This window comes from Micromonospora sp. NPDC005163, assembly GCF_053599835.1.
Genome location: NZ_JBSFYP010000012.1, coordinates 85,913 through 102,357 on the forward strand (window position 1 = coordinate 85,913; position 16,445 = coordinate 102,357).

At 71.9% G+C, this 16,445-nt stretch carries 17 protein-coding genes; 11 read left to right on the forward strand and 6 right to left on the reverse strand.

Annotated features, from left to right (window positions below; genetic code table 11):
- Positions 1 to 85 precede the first annotated feature (85 nt).
- From ACWD6N_RS11515 to ACWD6N_RS11530, 4 genes are all read left to right on the forward strand, one after another.
- On the forward strand, positions 86 to 697 hold the full coding sequence (locus tag ACWD6N_RS11515) for a hypothetical protein (RefSeq protein WP_354966821.1): 612 nt from the start codon (positions 86 to 88) through the stop codon (positions 695 to 697).
- A gap of 13 nt (positions 698 to 710) precedes the next feature.
- Entirely contained in the window at positions 711 to 1,619 is a 909-nt protein-coding gene (locus tag ACWD6N_RS11520; protein WP_354966820.1) for a hypothetical protein, read from the forward strand.
- Positions 1,620 to 1,726: 107 nt separating this feature from the next.
- Positions 1,727 to 3,025, forward strand: coding sequence for a D-alanyl-D-alanine carboxypeptidase family protein (locus tag ACWD6N_RS11525; protein WP_387326446.1), 1,299 nt, complete (start codon positions 1,727 to 1,729; stop codon positions 3,023 to 3,025).
- Between the two features lie 159 nt (positions 3,026 to 3,184).
- Positions 3,185 to 3,562: a MerR family transcriptional regulator gene (locus ACWD6N_RS11530; protein WP_354966904.1), complete on the forward strand. Its 378-nt coding sequence runs from the start codon at positions 3,185 to 3,187 to the stop codon at positions 3,560 to 3,562.
- A gap of 12 nt (positions 3,563 to 3,574) precedes the next feature.
- Here the strand turns inward: ACWD6N_RS11530 and ACWD6N_RS11535 are convergent, their stop codons facing one another.
- Entirely contained in the window at positions 3,575 to 4,288 is a 714-nt protein-coding gene (locus ACWD6N_RS11535) for a DUF4386 domain-containing protein (RefSeq protein WP_354966818.1), read from the reverse strand.
- 105 nt (positions 4,289 to 4,393) lie between these two features.
- Between ACWD6N_RS11535 and ACWD6N_RS11540 the strand changes: the two genes are divergently transcribed.
- Together ACWD6N_RS11540 and ACWD6N_RS11545 are read left to right on the forward strand one after the other, a co-directional pair.
- Positions 4,394 to 5,098: a TetR/AcrR family transcriptional regulator C-terminal domain-containing protein gene (locus ACWD6N_RS11540; RefSeq protein WP_354966817.1), complete on the forward strand. Its 705-nt coding sequence runs from the start codon at positions 4,394 to 4,396 to the stop codon at positions 5,096 to 5,098.
- A 151-nt stretch (positions 5,099 to 5,249) separates the two neighbouring features.
- Positions 5,250 to 6,626, forward strand: a complete 1,377-nt coding sequence (locus tag ACWD6N_RS11545) for an FAD-dependent oxidoreductase (RefSeq protein WP_387326450.1) — start codon at positions 5,250 to 5,252, stop codon at positions 6,624 to 6,626.
- A 41-nt stretch (positions 6,627 to 6,667) separates the two neighbouring features.
- Here the strand turns inward: ACWD6N_RS11545 and ACWD6N_RS11550 are convergent, their stop codons facing one another.
- The 5 genes from ACWD6N_RS11550 to ACWD6N_RS11570 form a co-directional block, all read right to left on the reverse strand.
- Entirely contained in the window at positions 6,668 to 7,147 is a 480-nt protein-coding gene (locus ACWD6N_RS11550; RefSeq protein WP_354966815.1) for a heme-degrading domain-containing protein, read from the reverse strand.
- A gap of 105 nt (positions 7,148 to 7,252) precedes the next feature.
- Positions 7,253 to 8,713, reverse strand: a complete 1,461-nt coding sequence (locus ACWD6N_RS11555; RefSeq protein WP_387326454.1) for an SDR family NAD(P)-dependent oxidoreductase — start codon at positions 8,711 to 8,713, stop codon at positions 7,253 to 7,255.
- 129 nt (positions 8,714 to 8,842) lie between these two features.
- The gene (locus ACWD6N_RS11560; protein WP_354966813.1) at positions 8,843 to 9,076 is read right to left on the reverse strand and encodes a hypothetical protein; all 234 of its coding nucleotides are present in this window, start codon (positions 9,074 to 9,076) and stop codon (positions 8,843 to 8,845) included.
- A gap of 17 nt (positions 9,077 to 9,093) precedes the next feature.
- The gene (locus tag ACWD6N_RS11565; RefSeq protein WP_354966812.1) at positions 9,094 to 9,936 is read right to left on the reverse strand and encodes an ABC transporter permease; all 843 of its coding nucleotides are present in this window, start codon (positions 9,934 to 9,936) and stop codon (positions 9,094 to 9,096) included.
- Complete coding sequence (locus ACWD6N_RS11570) at positions 9,933 to 10,889, reverse strand: ABC transporter ATP-binding protein (protein WP_354966811.1); 957 nt, start codon at positions 10,887 to 10,889, stop codon at positions 9,933 to 9,935. The genes ACWD6N_RS11565 and ACWD6N_RS11570 overlap by 4 nt, the downstream gene beginning before the upstream one ends.
- A 445-nt stretch (positions 10,890 to 11,334) precedes the next feature.
- Here ACWD6N_RS11570 and ACWD6N_RS11575 point away from each other — a divergent pair, with 445 nt between their 5' ends.
- The 5 genes from ACWD6N_RS11575 to ACWD6N_RS11595 all read left to right on the forward strand — a co-directional run bounded on the left by ACWD6N_RS11575 (position 11,335) and on the right by ACWD6N_RS11595 (position 16,444).
- Positions 11,335 to 13,479 (forward strand): TOMM precursor leader peptide-binding protein, encoded by a 2,145-nt coding sequence (locus ACWD6N_RS11575; RefSeq protein ID WP_450004685.1) that lies wholly within the window; start codon positions 11,335 to 11,337, stop codon positions 13,477 to 13,479.
- A 53-nt stretch (positions 13,480 to 13,532) separates the two neighbouring features.
- A complete protein-coding gene (locus ACWD6N_RS11580) occupies positions 13,533 to 13,715 on the forward strand; it encodes a hypothetical protein (RefSeq protein WP_046564715.1) in 183 nt (60 codons plus the stop codon).
- Between the two features lie 190 nt (positions 13,716 to 13,905).
- Entirely contained in the window at positions 13,906 to 14,121 is a 216-nt protein-coding gene (locus ACWD6N_RS11585; protein WP_307871652.1) for a hypothetical protein, read from the forward strand.
- A gap of 77 nt (positions 14,122 to 14,198) precedes the next feature.
- Positions 14,199 to 14,384 carry a thiazolylpeptide-type bacteriocin gene (locus ACWD6N_RS11590; RefSeq protein WP_089021435.1) on the forward strand — a complete coding sequence of 62 codons (186 nt, stop codon included), beginning with the start codon at positions 14,199 to 14,201 and terminating at the stop codon, positions 14,382 to 14,384.
- A 92-nt stretch (positions 14,385 to 14,476) separates the two neighbouring features.
- Positions 14,477 to 16,444: a TOMM precursor leader peptide-binding protein gene (locus tag ACWD6N_RS11595; protein WP_354966809.1), complete on the forward strand. Its 1,968-nt coding sequence runs from the start codon at positions 14,477 to 14,479 to the stop codon at positions 16,442 to 16,444.
- Position 16,445: the final 1 nt, after the last annotated feature.

Sequence of the window (16,445 nt, forward strand, 5' to 3'; positions counted from 1 at the left end):
GGTCCGGTGGCGCACACCGAACGACGCCAACGTTCGACGATGAGCGGGATGGCACGGGCCATCAGTGACCGACGATCATGCCTTCATGAATCCCGCTCCGGGCGCCGTCTCCGCCGATCCGCTCCGGCCCCGCCGAATCTGGTACGTCGTCGCGGCGCTGATCGCCGCCGGCGGTGTGCTGGCCGCCGCGGCGGCGCTGTTCCTCGTTCCGTTCGGGGGTGAACTCGGGCAGCCGGTCACGTCCGGACAGCCGTTCACGGTGCACCTTCCCGAGGGCGGGAAGATGGTGTGGGCCAAGGCCAGCGGCCCGGACGCACCGGGTGTGGGTTGCGCACCGGCACGGGTGGAGGCCGAGGAGCTCGAGGAGTGGCAGATGGTCTCGATGAGTTTCGACGACCTCACCCTGGAGGCGGACGGCGAACGCTGGCAAGCGGTGGTGCTGGTGGGCGCCAGGCCGACCGGCACGTACACCCTGACCTGCACGGCCTCGGCGGCGGACGGGACGCCGTCGCTGTCGATCGGCGATCCTCCCCGCTTCTACGGCGCGCGTTCGGAGGCGCTGGCCGGGCTGGCCGCCTCGATCCTGGCGCCCCTCGGCGTGCTCGTCGGCGCCGCGTTGGCGGTGGTCGTCGCGGTCCGGCGGCGGGCAGAGCGGGAACGGGCTGGTCACGCTCGTGTTGGCCCGGTCGGCCCGTGACATGATTGCGCCCATGGGTAAGCAGCAGGACGTCGGCGGGCCCGACCGTCAGAGCGGTTCAGGCACCACCAACCATCCTGTGACCGGTGGCAGCGCGGACGCGCAGCTCGCGCTCGCGCAGGACCCCGCCACGCCACAGATGACCCTCATCGATCTGGCGTCGGACCCGTCGGCGGTGGTTCGTAAGGCGGTCGCGTCCCGGACCGACGCACCCGCGCAGGCGCTGCGATCGCTGACCCGGGACGCTGATCGTCAGGTCCGGGAGGCCGTTGCGAGAAACACGTCGACCTCGGTCGGCAATCTCCTGCGTCTCGTCAAGGACGCCGACCGGTGGGTCCGCTGGGCGGTCGCCGGCAACCCGGCCTGCGATGAGTCGGTTCGCCAGGTGATGGCGGCGGCGCCCGACAAGGAGCTTCGCGGTCTCCTCGCGGAGACCCGGGGGTTGGAGCCCGACCTGGCCGCAAGGTTGATCGACGACGTCTCACCCGAGGTACGGGAACGACTCGCCACCCACACCCACGACCCCGACGTGATCACCGCCCTGATGGCCGACCGCACCGCGCGCGTACGCAAGGGGGTCGCCCGCAACCCGCGGACCACCGCCGCGCAGCGCAGCGTGCTCGCCCAGGACCCGGTGGTCGACGTCCGCGCCGCGCTGGTGCGGGCGGTCGAGCTGGACGAGGCGGATCTGGAACGCCTGGTCGACGACCGTTCGGTGCAGGTCCGACTGGCGATGGCGAAGTCCGAGGTCATCCCGTCGCGGATCCGGCACGCTCTCGGGCGTGACCCTGACGAGACGGTGGCCGACGCGGCGCGGAGCTTCCGCCCGGGAGCGGGCAATTCGCCGGTGGTACGGGCGCCACGCGTCGGTCACCGGCGCTCCGGGACCGGCCCGGGTCGCCCGGGCGGCGCCACGCGTTGAGGAGCCGGCGGCCGCGCCGGACCGGTGACCACCGGGCCGAAGCGCGGCCAGCTACGGGCCGACCGGGACTGTTAACCTCCGGGGTTCCATCACGGGGGAGGTACACGATGGGTGGTCCGACGGAATCGCCGACCGAGGATCTCAGCGAGCTGCTCGCAGCGTCGCCGGTCCGGGGCGGCCGGCGTCGCCTGCCGTGGGCGCTGGGCAGCCTGCTGGTCCTGCTGCTGCTCCTCGGTGGCGGGCTGTACGCCGTCGCGCCGCTGCGCGACCCGCTGCCCGCCCCGACGGTCGAGCTGACCCTGCCGGCGTCGATGGCCATTCCCGGTACGGCGCCGCGACTGCCCTGGCCGCGTACGGGCCAGGCGATGATCTCGGTGGACGGGCTCGGGACGATGGGCGCCTTCGGCGGGTCGAAGCGGCTGCCGATCGCGAGCGTGACGAAGGTTATGACGGCCTACGTGATCCTCACCGAGCACCCTCTCGCTGTCGGTGAGCAGGGGCCGAAACTGACGGTCAGTGCCGCGCAGGCGGCCGCGTACCCGGCCGAGAATGCACGCGGCGAGTCGCTCGTGGAGGTGCGGGCCGGGGAGGTGATCACCGAGCGGCAGGCGTTGCAGGCGGTGCTCCTGCCCTCGGCGAACAACATGGCGCGGATCCTCGCGGCCTGGGACTCGGGCAGCGTCGCCGCCTTCGTCGAGAAGATGAACGCAGTGGCGGACGACCTCGGCATGTCCGACACCCACTACACCGACCCCTCCGGCCTCGACCCGGAGACCGTGAGTACGGCGCGGGACCAGGTGATCCTGGCGAGCCGGGCGATGGCGTTGCCGGCGTTCGCCGAGATCGTCAAGCAGAAGCAGGCGACCATTCCGGTGGCCGGCACGGTGCGGAACTACAACGAGCTGGTCGGCCGCGACGGTGTCGTGGGCATCAAGACCGGCTCCACCGACGAGGCCGGCGGCTGTCTCGTCTTCGCGGCGGTGGTCACCGTGGGCGGCCGGAAGCTCCGCGTCGTCGGTGCCGTCCTGGGCCAACCCGGCGCCAACACCCCGGTCCAGCTGGACCGGGTGTTCGCGGTGACCCGGTCGTTGCTGCGCTCGACAGCGGCCGCGCTCGCTGTCCACACGCTCGTCGAGGCCGGCGAGCAGGTTGCCACCGTGCGCGGCCCGCTGGGTGCCGGCAGCACCATCGGCGCCGGCGAGAAGGTCGAGGTGGTCGGCTGGCCCGGCCTGCGGGTACGGCTTGACGCGCAGATCCCCGAGGTGTCGTCGCGGATCGCCGCTGGCGCCGAGCACGGCCAGCTCACGGTCACCGCCGGCGTCGGCGAGCCGGTCGTCACGACGCTGCGGACCGGCGCCGCGATGGAACCGCCGACCAGCTGGGAACGCATTCGCCGCCACCGCTGAGCGTCGGACGAGACGTTCGACGCTCAGCGGTGGTGTGCCGCTGCCGTCAACCGACGGTGGCGGTGTAGAAGGCGCTCGGGTCGCCGGCGAGGGACGCCTTGACGTGGGCGCTCCGGAGGTGCAAGCCGTGTGGCCAGCGCCACAACCAGGGTGCGGGACGTGCGGATCGGTGAACTCGCCGCCAGGACCGGCGTGTCAGTGCGAGCCCTGCGCTACTACGAGGAGCAGGAGCTGCTGATCGGGGCGCGCAGTAGCGGCGGCCAGCGCCACTACCCCGACAGTGCCGTCGACCGGGTCAACCTGATCCAGATGCTGTACGGCGCCGGCCTGTCCAGCAGGACCATCCTGGACCTGCTGCCCTGCGTCGACGCGAACGTCAACACCCCGCAGTCCCGCGCCCTGCTCAACGCCGAACGCGACCGCGTCGAGCAGCAGATCACCCAACTGACTCAGGTCAGAGATCGGCTCGACGCCGTCATCGCGTCCAGCGAGAGCCCGGCCAGCGGCTGTACCCGGATGGAGGCCGAAGCGCCGTAGCGGGCCCGGGTCCTACGAGATGGTCTGTGGCGCGGCCTCCGGCTGCCCGCCGGACGGTGCCTGGTCGAGCGCGTGGCCACGGACGCCGCGCGTCAGCAGGTAGCCGATCATCCAGAACTCGCCAACCGTCGCCGGAAGGACGAGAGCGTCGGCGACGGACTGAGCGCCAGGAGCGAGGTATCCGACGAACGCGCTGAGCAGGTATCCGATGCCGCCGCCGACGAGGATGTACCCGAGCGGGCGTGGCATCCAGTTCGAGCGGAGCACGCAGCTGCCCATGGGGATGAGCCACAGGCCGAAGAACAGCCCCCCGACGGCCCACAGGTTTCCGCTGATCAGGTAGAGGAGCTGGACGGTGGCTGCCGCATCGCCGACGGGGTCGAGCGCGATGTCGAGCGCTGTGCCGAGCAGCGCCGCGCTGACGAGGACCACGACCGCGTTGATGAGGCCGAACGCGGCGATGGCGCTGGCGGCGCGTGCGTCCGCGGTGCGGAACAGCCGGTAGAACCAGACGGCGGCGAGGGCCTGGGTGACGACGATGAGCAGTTCGAACGCGACGCCGGCCCGGGCGAGTGCCTCGTGCTGGACCAGATTGTCGAGCGTCGCGCCGGGGTCGTCGGCGTTGAAGAGGCGCGGCCGGATGAGCAGAAAGCCGAGTGCGCCGGAGACGGCCAGGCCGAGGTAGAGCGTCCCGGCTGCGCGGGCGGTACGGGTCAGGGCGGGCATCGTGGCTCCTTCGGGGAGGCCGTACCGGATCGTGGAGTGGTGGTGACTCCCTTACAACGTAAGGCAACCATACGATGTAAGGTGCTGGCAAGAGTGGGGGGACAGATGGCAGCGAAGGCGGCTCGGCAGCCGCTCAACCGTGAGCGCGTACTGTCGGCGGCGGTCGCCCTGGCGGATGCGGAGGGAATCCCGGCCCTGACGATGCGCCGCCTCGCCGGCGACCTCGGTGTCGAGGCCATGTCGCTCTACCACCACCTGCCCGCCAAGGAGGCACTCCTCGACGGCGTCGTGGAGACCGTGATCGCGGAGATCGACGCCGCGGTTGGCCGCCTCTTCGCGAACGGTGACGACGGAGACTGGCGTACGCGACTGCGCGGGCAGTTCCTCGCGGCGCGGCAGATCATGCTGCGTCACCCGTGGATGCCAGAGCTGTTGGGCTCGCGCCGTGCCATCCCCGTCGGCCTGTACACGTACTACGACGGGGTCGTGGGAACCCTTCTCCGGGCCGGGTTCTCGCACCACCTCGCGCACCGCGCGTTGCACGCGTTCGGCAGCCTGCCGCTCGGGTTCGCGCAGGAGATCTTCAGCCCGGCGGCGGGCGCGAGCATGGAGGCCGACATGGCGGAAGCCGACCTGGCCGCGATGGCCTCGGCCCTGCCGCACCTGACGGCCATGGTGGCGACCGAGATGCACGACGGCACCGACCCCACGCTCGGCTGGTGTGACAGCCAGCTCGAATTCGAGTTCACCCTCGACCTGCTCCTGGACGGGCTCGAACGCCTCCGCGGCCAGGCCGCGACAAAGAGCTAATTCACGACAGACTCTGCGTGTCGGGCAATGGCCGAGGCCTGTGCAACGATCGTCGGGCGCCCTGTCGAACAGCCCTTCCCGGCGGCCCGTCCACACTGTCGTGGACCGACACGGGGGAGGGCGCCACACCTCGTACCCCTTGGAGAGCACGATGCCCCTCTCCCCGGCGCGGGTCTTCGCCGCGCTCAATGCCGTGCTGCCCCCCGACCAGGCGTCCCCGGTCATGGGCAAGGCCGTCGTGCTCGGCGGCAGCATCGCCGGACTGCTGGCCGCCCGGGTGTTGTCCGACTACGCGGAGAGCGTCGTCATCATCGACCGGGACGACCTGGAGGTGACGGGCGGGAGGCCCGGCGTGCCACAGGGGACGCAGCTGCACGCGCTGCTGCCCGGCGGCTTCGTCCAGTTCGAGCGCCTCTTCCCGGGATTCCGCGAGCAGGCCCTGGCCCAGGGAGCGATCGAGGCGCCGCCCGCGGCGAGGCGGAACTACCTCGACGGCCGTCTCAAGGTGATCGTCCCCGACGACGCCGACAGCCTGGCGGGCAGTCGCCCTCTCCTGGAGGGGCTGATCCGCCAGCAGGTGCTGCGGCTGCCGAACGTCAAGACGGTCACCGCCCGCGCCACCGGTCTCGTGTTCGACGGCGCCGTGGCGAGCGGTGTCCGCTGCGAGGTCGGCGGGGTTCCCGGGGTCGAGAGCGGCGACATCGTGGTGGACGCCATGGGGCGTTCGAGCAGGCTCTCCGACTGGCTGGAGCAGGCCGGTTGGGACCGACCCGCCACACGGCGGATGACCGTGCACCTGAACTACGCGACCGCCCTGTTCCGACGTCCCGAGGCGGACCCGGCCTCGACGGTCGTGCTGGCGCTGCACACGCCGAAGATGTCGCTGGACGTGGTCGGTGCCGCGTTCTTCGCGATCGAGGGCGGCCGGTGGATGGCCATGATGGCCGGTTACGGGGACAGCCGCCCGGGAAGTACGGCGGAGGACTTCGTCCGTCGGCTGCGGGAGCAGTTCCCACCGGAGTTCGGTGCGGTCGCCGGAAACGAGATGCTGGGCGACGTCCAGACCTACCACCATGCCGACAGTCGCCGGCGGGACTTCCACGCGGTGCAGCGTTTCCCGGCGGGCCTGGTCAGCGTCGGTGACGCCGTCGCGTCGTTCAACCCGGTGTACGGGCAGGGGATGACCGCGGCGGCTCTGCACGCGGCCTGCCTGTCGACGTACCTGCGGTCCGGCCCGGATCTGAGCGCGCCCGCGCGCCGGTACCTCGCCCTGCAGAAGGTCGTGGTCGACGCCGCCTGGTCGACGTCGACCTCCGCCGACCTGGCGTTGCCGCACGTCGACGGCCCCTACCCGCGTGGCTACCGGTTCTCCAACTGGGCCAGCGATCAGATCGTCAGGGCGACCGTCACGGACGTGGCGACCGCGCGACGGTTCAATGAGGTCGTCTCCATGCGCAAGCACCCGCTCGCGCTGGCCGCACCCCGCGTGATCCTGGGCGCCCTGCGCGCCAACCGGCGGGCGCGCTGATCGGTCCGCCCGAGGTGGCGTCACGCGGCCGCCGCGCGCGACTACTGCTGCTGAATCTTGCGCAGGATGTCGACGACGAAGCGGTGGTCGTCTAGCTGCGGAAGGCCGGACACGCCCATCCAGCCGACCACGCCGGTGCCGCGAACACGCAGTGGCACCGCGCCCCCGGCGGCCGCGTAGCGGGAGGCCGGCAGGCCGTACTTCTCCGCCAGCGTCACCTGCTTGTCCTGGCAGAGCCGGGCCATGTACAGCGACGAGTGCTCGAACCGCATCACCACGCGCCCCTTGCGGCGCAGCCACACGTCGTTGTCCGCGGTGGAGCCGGGCAGGCCGCTGTGGAACAGCTGGCGCCCGGCCCGCCACACACCCACCGCGATCGGGAGCCGCTGCTCGCTCGCGGCGGCAACGGCGAGCGTCCCCAGCTCGTACGCGTCCGTCTCCGACAGGCCCGCGAGCTCCAGCTCGCTCTCCTCGCGCAGCAGCTCGTCCAGCGTGGGCCACGGGTCGTGGTCAGATGGCATGCGTACCTTCTCCTCGTCGAGTGGGCGTACCTGCTGATTGTCGCAAACCCGCTGGTAATGGGTTCGAGGAGGCAGCGCAGCGGACCGTCGTGACCGACGTGGCGGTCACCAGGCGCAGGGGGCGTAGTCCTTCAGGAAGCAGCCGTACAGGTCTTCGCCCTGCTCGCCGCGGACGATCGGGTCGTACACCCGTGCCGCACCGTCGACGAGGTCCAGCGGGGCGTGGAAGCCCTCGTCCGCCAGTCGCATCTTCGTCGGGTGCGGCCGCTCGTCGGTGATCCAGCCGGTGTCGACGCTGGTCATCAGGATGCCGTCGGTCAACATCTCCTGTGCGCTGGTCCGGGTCAGCATGTTCAGCGCGGCCTTGGCCATGTTGGTGTGCGGGTGCCCCGGCCCCTTGTAGCCACGGCCGAACTGGCCCTCCATCGCCGACACGTTCACCACGTACTTGCGGCGGGCCTTCGCGGCGGCCATCACCGGTCGCAGTCGGCTGACCAGCACGAATGGCGCGGTAACGTTGCACAGCTGCACTTCGAGAAGCTCGACTGGGTCCACCTCCTGCACCCGCTGGACCCAGCTGTTGACCGAGTCGAGGTCGGGTACCAGACCGCCGGCGTCGATGGCCGTGGACGCCGCGATCCGCTCCGGCGAGGCGGAGCCGCTGGTCAGCGCCAGCGCGGTCAGCGCGTGCGGGGTGAGCGCGGTCGACTGCGGCCCGGCGGTCAGGCTGCCCGCCGGGGTGCCCTGGCCGCCCGACTTGGCGAAGGTGATCAGCTCCGGCAGCGGGCCCTCCGGCAGGGCGGCGGCCTCCGCCGCGACGAGCTGCGAGTATGCCCCGGGCGAGCGCCGTACGGTCTGCGCCGCGTTGTTGATCAGGATGTCGAGTGGTCCCTGTGCGGCGACCGAGTCGGCGAGGGCGATCACCTGGGCCGGGTCGCGCAGGTCGATCCCGACGATCCGCAGCCGGTGCAGCCAGTCCGCGCTGTCCGGCATCGCGGCGAACCTGCGGACCGCGTCGTGCGGGAACCGCGTCGTCACGGTGGTGTGCGCGCCGTCACGCAGCAGCCGCAGCGCGATGTACATGCCGATCTTCGCCCGGCCGCCGGTGAGCAGCGCGCGCCGGCCGGTCAGGTCGGTGCGGGCGTCCCGGCGCTCCCGGTTGAGCGCGGCGCAGGACGGGCAGAGCTGGTGGTAGAACGCGTCCACCTCGCGGTAGCGCTGCTTGCAGACGTAGCAGCCGCGCGGATTGTGCAGGACGCCAGCCGTGGCGCCCGCGGTGGGCGAGGCGAGCGGGATGCCCTGCGTCTCATCGTCGATCCGGCCGGGGGCGCCCGTGGCGGTGGCCGCCGTCACCGCGCGGTCGGCCGTCACGATGGCGTCGCGCCGCTCCTCGCGTCGCCGCTGCTTGATCACCTTGTAGAGCTTCGCAGTGGCGCGCTGCACCCGCACCACGTCGGGATGATCGGACGGCAGAGCTTCCAACGCCTCGAAGACGCCGAGACAGGTCTCCAGCTGGCTCCGGTCAATCCCGGGTTGACCGATTTCCGTACCGTTGTCCGCCGTCATGCGTGTCTGTCTCGTCCCGTTCCCTGCGCCGGATCCAGCCGGCCCACCCCAAGTCCGACCCGGAACTGTACGCACCGCAGGGCCTCCGCTGCACCCCACACACCCTGCTCGCCCCGAAGCCGCCCGGGGTCAGCTCTCCGGGTGGCGCCGGACGAAGTCCTGGTAGGTCTCGTTGGCCAGCTCCTGCTCCCGAACACGGGCGGTCAGCTCCGCCTGGCGCAGCTCGACCGCCGACCGGGCCTGAGCGAGGCGCAGCTCGTGTCGCCGGTCGCGTGCCCGGGCCAAGGCGCGGACCACGGCCCACGCGATCCAGCCACCGCAGGCCACCAGTCCGGTCAACGCGAAGGCAAGGAGGAAGTCCATCTCGACATCCTTTCCGATCAGTTGACGTCCCGGCGTGCCGCGAGCCAGATCCCCAGGCCGAACATCAGCACCACGTATCCCGCCAGGACGGCGGCGGGCAGCCCGGCGCCGGTCGACTCGATCACCCCTGGCGTGCCCCCGTCGAACTGCGATGGGGCTCCCAGCGCGCCCGCCAGCGCGCCGGAGCTGGGGGCGAGCAGAAGCTTCTGGACCGTCTCCAGCGGGCTCAGTACCAGGGCGAGGCCGCTGATCGCGTTCTCCAGCACCAGCGTCCACACCAGGCCGACGGCGATGGCCGTGGCGGTGCTGCGGAACACGATCGCGAGGAAGTAACCCACGCTGGCGTGCGCGCTGCAGATCAGCCAGGCGGCCCCCACGGCCCCCGCCAGGTCACTCGTCGCCGGCCAGTCCAGGCCGCGTCCCTCGATCAGCGCGAGCAGCGCGGTGACCCCGGCCATCGCGGCGAAGGTGAGCGCGACGAGCAGCAGGGTCAGGGCACAGAGCGCGACGGCGTGCCCGGCCAGCACCTGCGCCCGCCGGGGACGCTGGGTGAAGATCAGGTTGAGCGTGCCCCAGCGGTACTCGTTGCCCACGACCAGAGCGCCGAGGATCACCACGATCGCCCCACCGAAGAGCGGGAACAGCCCGATTCCGGTGGTGACCAGCTGGCCGGGCAGCACGGCGTCCAGCAGGGACGCGGCCGAGGCCGCCTGCTCCGGATCGCCGGCCAGCGCCAGGTGCACCAGGTACGGGACGCCGACGCCGAAGGCGAGCGCCAACACGATCCAGGTGAGGGTGACGGTCCAGACCGCCGGCCGTTTCCGGTCCGCGAACCAGGCCGCGCGTACCGAGGCGATCACCGGTTGCCCCCCGTCATGGTCGTCGACTCCTCCCGACCGGCCCGGTCCGGCCCGGTCAGCTCCAGGAACGCCTCTTCCAGCGAGTGGCGCACCGGCCGCAGCTCCCGTACGTCGATGCCCGCCTCGACCAGCCGCCGGTTGAGCTCCGCGGCCAGCGCCGGATCCGCGCTGACCCGTAGCCGGCCGTCGACCGTCTCCACCCCGCGGACGCTCCGGTGGTCACGCAGGCACGCGGCGGCCTTGTCGACCGGATCGGCGGCGATGAGCAGCTCCCCGGCGCCGAGCGCGGCGCGCAGCTCGTCCGAGGTGCCGTCAGCGACGAGGCGGCCGCGGTTGATCACGGCGATCCGGTCGCAGACCTGCTCCACCTCACCGAGCACGTGGCTGGAGAGCAGCACGGTGCGCCCGCGTTGCCCGAGCGACCGGAGCAGCTCCCGGATCTCCGACACACCGGCCGGGTCGAGCCCGTTGGTGGGTTCGTCGAGGATCAGCAGGCTCGGGTCCTTGAGCAACGCGGCCGCCACCCCGAGCCGCTGCTTCATGCCCAGCGAGTACGTCCGGAACGCCGAGCGTGCGCGTCCGGTCAGGCCCACCTCGGCCAGCACCCGGTCGGCGGCGCTGTCGGGCACTCCCGCGTAGCGGGCGGCCAACCGCAGATTGTCCACACCGGACAGATGGGGATAGAACGCCGGTGACTCGATCAGGGCACCGACCCGGGCCAGCTGGTCCGGGGTGCCAGGCGGCTGGCCCAGCACCCGGATCCGGCCGGAGGTCGGTCGGACGAGCCCCACCAGCATCCGCATGGTGGTCGTCTTGCCGGCGCCGTTCGGGCCGAGGAAGCCGAAGACCGTCCCCTCGGGCACCCGCAGGTCGAGGCGGTCGACCGCGGTGACGTCGCCGGGATAACGCTTGGTGACGTCGTGCAATTCGATGGCGAATCGGTCATTCCCCAACGGATTGCCGCAATCGTCGGACGGTGTGGCGGATGCCGCCGAGGAGATTTTCCATCGTCTTCATCTGACGGTCCTCACTGATTCCCGACCCACAACACACGGTTAATTGTGCACAGTCAACTAACTGACCGTTAAGGCACGGTCGCGGTGGCGGTGGGGCACCGCCAGCCTCGGGATCGCGCCACCGGCCCGCCTTTGCCTGGAACGATGTAAAAGTCTCTGACCTGCGGAGGTGCCGATGACGCCCACAGAGTAGCGGAGGTTGATCGGTGCCGGAAGGCCCGCAGCGGTGGGGTGCGGAAAAATTTCCCCTAGCCGCAGCTCAGTGCCCTCCAATTGACTCCCGCCGCTGCCCTCGACGAAACAATCTGTTGACGAATGAATTGACCATGGGCAGCATGTAGACACTTTCGAGTCGATGGTGATCGCTGGCATAGGAGCCCGGATGAGCCTGCCGCGGGACGGTGCGGAGAACCTGGAAGTGCGACCCAAGCTGCGACACGACGTGGTCTTCCTGGACGCGCCGGCCGGCGCCTACCTGCGCGGGCCGGACACCGCCTTCCTGATCAAAGGATGGTCCGCCTTCCGTTGGCTGACCTCGTTGAGCCCGTACCTGACCGGGGAGCACACCCTGGGACAGCTCACCGCGTCCCTGGACCAGGGCCAGCGGCAGACGGTGCTCACCCTGGTCCGCGCGTTGCTCGCCCGTGGCTTCGCGAAGGACGCCGGCGACCGTACGGAGCTGGCCGAGGCGGTGGGCCGGCGGTTCGCCCCGCAGATCGAGTTCATCGACCACTTCGCCGACGATCCCACCGGCCGTTTCCTGCGCCTGCACACCGCCCGCGTGGCGCTGGTCGGTGGGGGAGCGACCCTGCTGGCCGCGGCGAGCGGCCTGCTCCGCAACGGGTGCCTCCACCTTGACCTGTACCCGTACGACGACCCGTCGCGCTACGCCGAGGCGTTGCGGCCGGAGGTGGAGGAGCTGCGCGACGACGGTCTGGCGGCCGCGCTGCGAGTGCACGACGGCCCGGTCGAGCTGAGCGGAGCGGACGCGGTGGTGTACTGCGCCGACCGGACGGACCTGGCCGGCCTGGCCGAGCTGGCTCGCACCTGTCACCGCGACGGCCCGCTGTTGGTTCCGGTGGTCTGGGACGACGAGCGGGCGGTGGTGGGGCCGACGGTCGAACCGGGCGGGACCCCCTGCTGGCTCTGTGCCCAGCTGCGGCTCACCGCCGCCGCCGCCGCCGCCGTCGCCGCCGAGTTCTGGCGGCAGCTCGCCGTCGGCCCCGGCGCCGACGCGCCCGCGCCGCTGCCGGAGGTGACCGCGCGGATGGTCGGCAACGCCGCCGCGTTCGAGCTGTTCCGGGTCCTCACCGGCGCGCTGGCGCCGGACACGGCCGACGGCGTGCTGCTACTGGACCGGTCCACCTTGGAGGCCGCCCGGGAACGGGTGCTGCCGCATCCGGCCTGCCCGGTCTGTCGGGACGTCGACGTGCCCGAGCCGGCCGGGGCGGGCAGCTCCGACGACGAGACCTACCAGCGTGCCCAGGCGTTGGTGTCACCGAACGCCGGCGTCTTCACCCGGTTCGTGGACGACCCGCTGGAGCAGGCGCCGCTGAAGACGGCCCGGTTGCGGCTGCCCGGCCGGCGTGGGCCACGCGAGGTGACTGCGTTCGACGTGCACACCGTGCTGACCGCCCGGCTGGCCGCCTACCGGGTGGCGGTGTGTGACCACGCCGCCCGGTACGCCGACCCACGCGCCGGCGTCCTGGCCTCGGCCGAGCAACTGCGTGAGCGTGGCGGGCAACCGGTGCCGTGGACCGAGCTGCACAGCGCGACCGGCGCGGTGCCGTACGACCCGCGCCGAGCGGTCCGCTGGCTGCCGGCGACCGTGCTGGGCCGTCCGGAGAGGGGGTGGGTTCCGGCGGCACTGGCCCTGCCCACCTCCGCTGCCAACGGCGAGGGCCTCGCCGAGCGGACCCACGCCGGCGCGGCGGCCGCCGACAGTCTCGACGGCGTCATCGATCAGGGCCTCGCGGACGCGCTGGCGTACCACGCCCTGACCGCGGCGATGCGGGGCGACGGTGGTCTCGCCGCGCTCGGCGAGGAGGAGCTGGTCGCCGACGAGGACACCGCGTTCGTGGTGAAGGCGGCCCACCGCTTCGGCCACCAGCTCGCGGTCTTCGCTCTTCCCGGCGCGGCACCGGCGCACGCCGTGCTCGCCGTCAGCGAGGCACCAGGCGGTGGGGACCGCGACTGGCGGCTCGCCGGCGGTTTCGACCCGGTCGCCACGCGGCTCAGCGCCCTCCGCGACCTGGTCGGACGAATCCAGGTGCGGCACTTCGAGGGGACCGACGCCGACCTCGGCGATCCGGTGCTCGCGGACCTCGATCCGGCGACCCTCACCGGCCGCGCCGCCAACGGCACCGCGGCGGTCGGCGGCACCGACCGGCACGCGGTGCTCGCCGCCCTCGCCGAGCGGGGGATCAGCGCGCTGCTGGTCGAGACCACCACCCGGGACCTGCGGGCCAGCGGCGCGTTCCGCAGCGGCGTGGTCCTGCTGCGGCACGACGGCCTGGCGGCCGATTGAACCACCACACCAGTGGTCCGAGCGAGGCACGCACCGTGGAAGGAGGTGGAAACATGCCGATCACCCTGAACGACGAGCTCCGCGAGCTGGAGACCGAGACCTTCGAGATCGAGGAGGTTGAGGACGGCGGCGAGGCGCTCGCCGCTACCAGCTCCAGCTGCTCCTGCTCGAGCTGCTGCAGTTGCAGCACGTCGAGCTGCTGCAGCACCAGCACCAGCACCTCCAGCTGCGGCTGACCGGGTGAACGGGGTTGACCCCCACAGCGCTGACGCAGTCCAGTCCCCGGTGGGACGTCGCATCTGAACGCACCAACCGCCGCCGGCCGACACCGGCGAGTAGCCCCTGCGTGCCTCCGCTGGCTCCACCGTGGTGGTGCGGACGCAGACCCACCACGACTGGCGCCGACCGCGGCTCAAGGAGAGGCCCGTGACACAACCCCTGTCATCCGCCGCGCTGTCCGAATCGGTCCGCGGCGAACTGCGGGACCTGCAGACCGAGACGTTCGAGGTCGAGGACATCGCCGATCTGTCCGCTGACCACATGGACATCTGCAGCAGCAGCACCAGTACGTCGAGCTGCTCCAGCTGCAGCACGTCCAGTTGTTGCAGCTGCACCTCGTCGAGTTGCAGCAGCACCAGCTGAGCCTCGGCGCCACCGGCCGCTCCGGACGGTCGGACGACGCAGAGGCCCGCATACGCCCCGAGGGGAGGTAGAGGGAAATGCCGGATCTGACGGAGGAACTCCGCGCGTTGGAGACCGAGACGTTCGAGATCGAGGACGTCGACGCGATCGACGCGATGGTCATGGACTGGTCCAGCTCCAGCTGTTCCTGCTCCAGCTGCTGCAGTTGCAGCACATCCAGTTGCTGCAGCAGCAGCACCAGCACCGGATGCGGCGGCGGGTAACCGCACCGCAGTCGTCCCCGCCGGCGAGCCACGCCGGCGGGGAGCCCCGGTCCCGACACCAGACCCGCAGCGACCGCAGACAGGTGAACCGCATGATCGTCGATGTCCGGACCACCTCCACCGGGTGGGACGCCAGCCTCAAGCAGCTCGGCGAGGCGTTCCACGAGCGGCTCCAGAACCACGCTGGCCAGCCGGCCGGCGACGGCCCGTCACCCGCCGGGATCACCGTCCGCATCGCCGCCCTCGGCCTGACCGACGCGTACGCCGACGGCGGCGAGGGGCTCACCGGCGACGTGGTGCCGATCTGGCTGCACGGCGCCACCGCGCTGGTCGGCCCCCGCTGGACCGGCGCCGGTGACCCGGTGCCGACCCGACCCGGGCCGTGCCCGCTCTGCGTCCAACGGCGCTGGCAGGCCATCCGGCTCCGGGAGGAGCGGCACGCCCTGGAGCACGGCGCTCAGGTCGGGACGGTGGCGCCCCTGCCGCACCTCACGCCGTTCGCGGTCGACGCTCTCTGGCAGCTGTTCCGGCAGGCGTGCCGCTCCCGGGCCGACCGCCCCGGTGTGGCGCGGCTGCACCAGCTGCGGATGGACACCCTGGAGACGACGCTGGTCGAGGTGCTCGCCGACTCCGAATGCCCCGCCTGCGCGACCACCCGTGCGGACACCGCCGAGGCGGCGGTGATCCCGCTGACCCGCCGGCCCAAGCCGGACCCGACCGCGTACCGGCTGCGTGCGGCCGGCGAGCTGGACCTGCCGGTCGCTGCGCTGGCCAACCCGGTCGCCGGGGCGCTGGGCGGCAACGCGCTGCGGGCGTACAACGCCACCGCCACCGCACCGGTCACCGGCTACTTCCGGGTCCGCAGCCGGTACGACCTGCACGAGATGTGGTGGAGCGGGCACGACAACAGCTACGGCGGCAGTGAGACGTACGCGCTGCTGGAGGGGCTGGAACGCTACGCCGGCCAGTTCCCGCGGGCCAAGCGCACCGAGGTCTTCGACAGCTACGCCAACCTCGCCCCCGACGCGCTCGACCCGGCCGGCCTGGGCTACCACCCGGCCTTCTACCAGGGGCACGGGCTCTACTACACCCCGTACTCGCCGGACGAGCCGATGCACTGGGTCTGGGGGTGGTCGCTGCGCGACAGCACGCCCCGCCTCGTTCCCGAACAGATCGTCTACTACCTGGACCGCCGCACCGACCAACGCAAGTTCGTTCAGGAGTGCTCCAACGGCTGCGCCAGCGGCAGCTGCCCGGAGGAAGCGTTGCTGCACGGCATGCTCGAACTCATCGAGCGGGACGCCTTCCTGCTCGCCTGGTACGGCTCGGCCCGGCTGGCCGAGATCGACCCGGCGACCTGCCGCGACGAGCGGGTGCACTTCATGCTCGACCGGGTCGACCTGCTCGGCTACGACATCCGGCTCTTCGACACCCGCGCCGACCTGCCGGTCCCGGTGGTCACCGCGGTCGCGGTCAAGCGCGGCGACGGGCTCGGCCAGCTCTGCTTCGCCGCCGGCGCGAGCCTCGACCCGGACGACGCGGTCCGGGCGGCGCTCTGCGAGACCGCCTCCTACGTCCCCGGCTTCGACGAGCGGGTCGCCGCCAGCGAACCCGAGCTGCGCGAGATGGTCCGCGACTACACCCGGGTCACCGAGCTGAGCCACCACGCGCTGCTCTACGGCCTGCCGGAGATGGCGCGACACGCGGCGTTCCTCCTGGACGACCCGCCGCTGCGGACCATGTCGGAGCTGTACGGCGACTGGCTCGCCGTCCGACCTGACCACGACGACCTGCGCGCGGACATGACGTACCTCGCCGGCCTGATCGCCAGCCTCGGCGGTGACGTCGTCGCCGTCGACCAGACCTGCCCGGAGCAGGAGGTCGCCGGGGTGCACACGATGGCCGTCGTGGCTCCGGCCCTGGTCCCCATCGACTTCGGCTGGCAGCGGCAGCGGGTGCTGTGGAGCGACCGGCTGGAGCGGTACCTGGCCCGGGGCCGGCACGGACCGGACGGGCTCGGCGCCACCGGCCGCAACCCCCACCCGCACCCCTTTCCGTAGG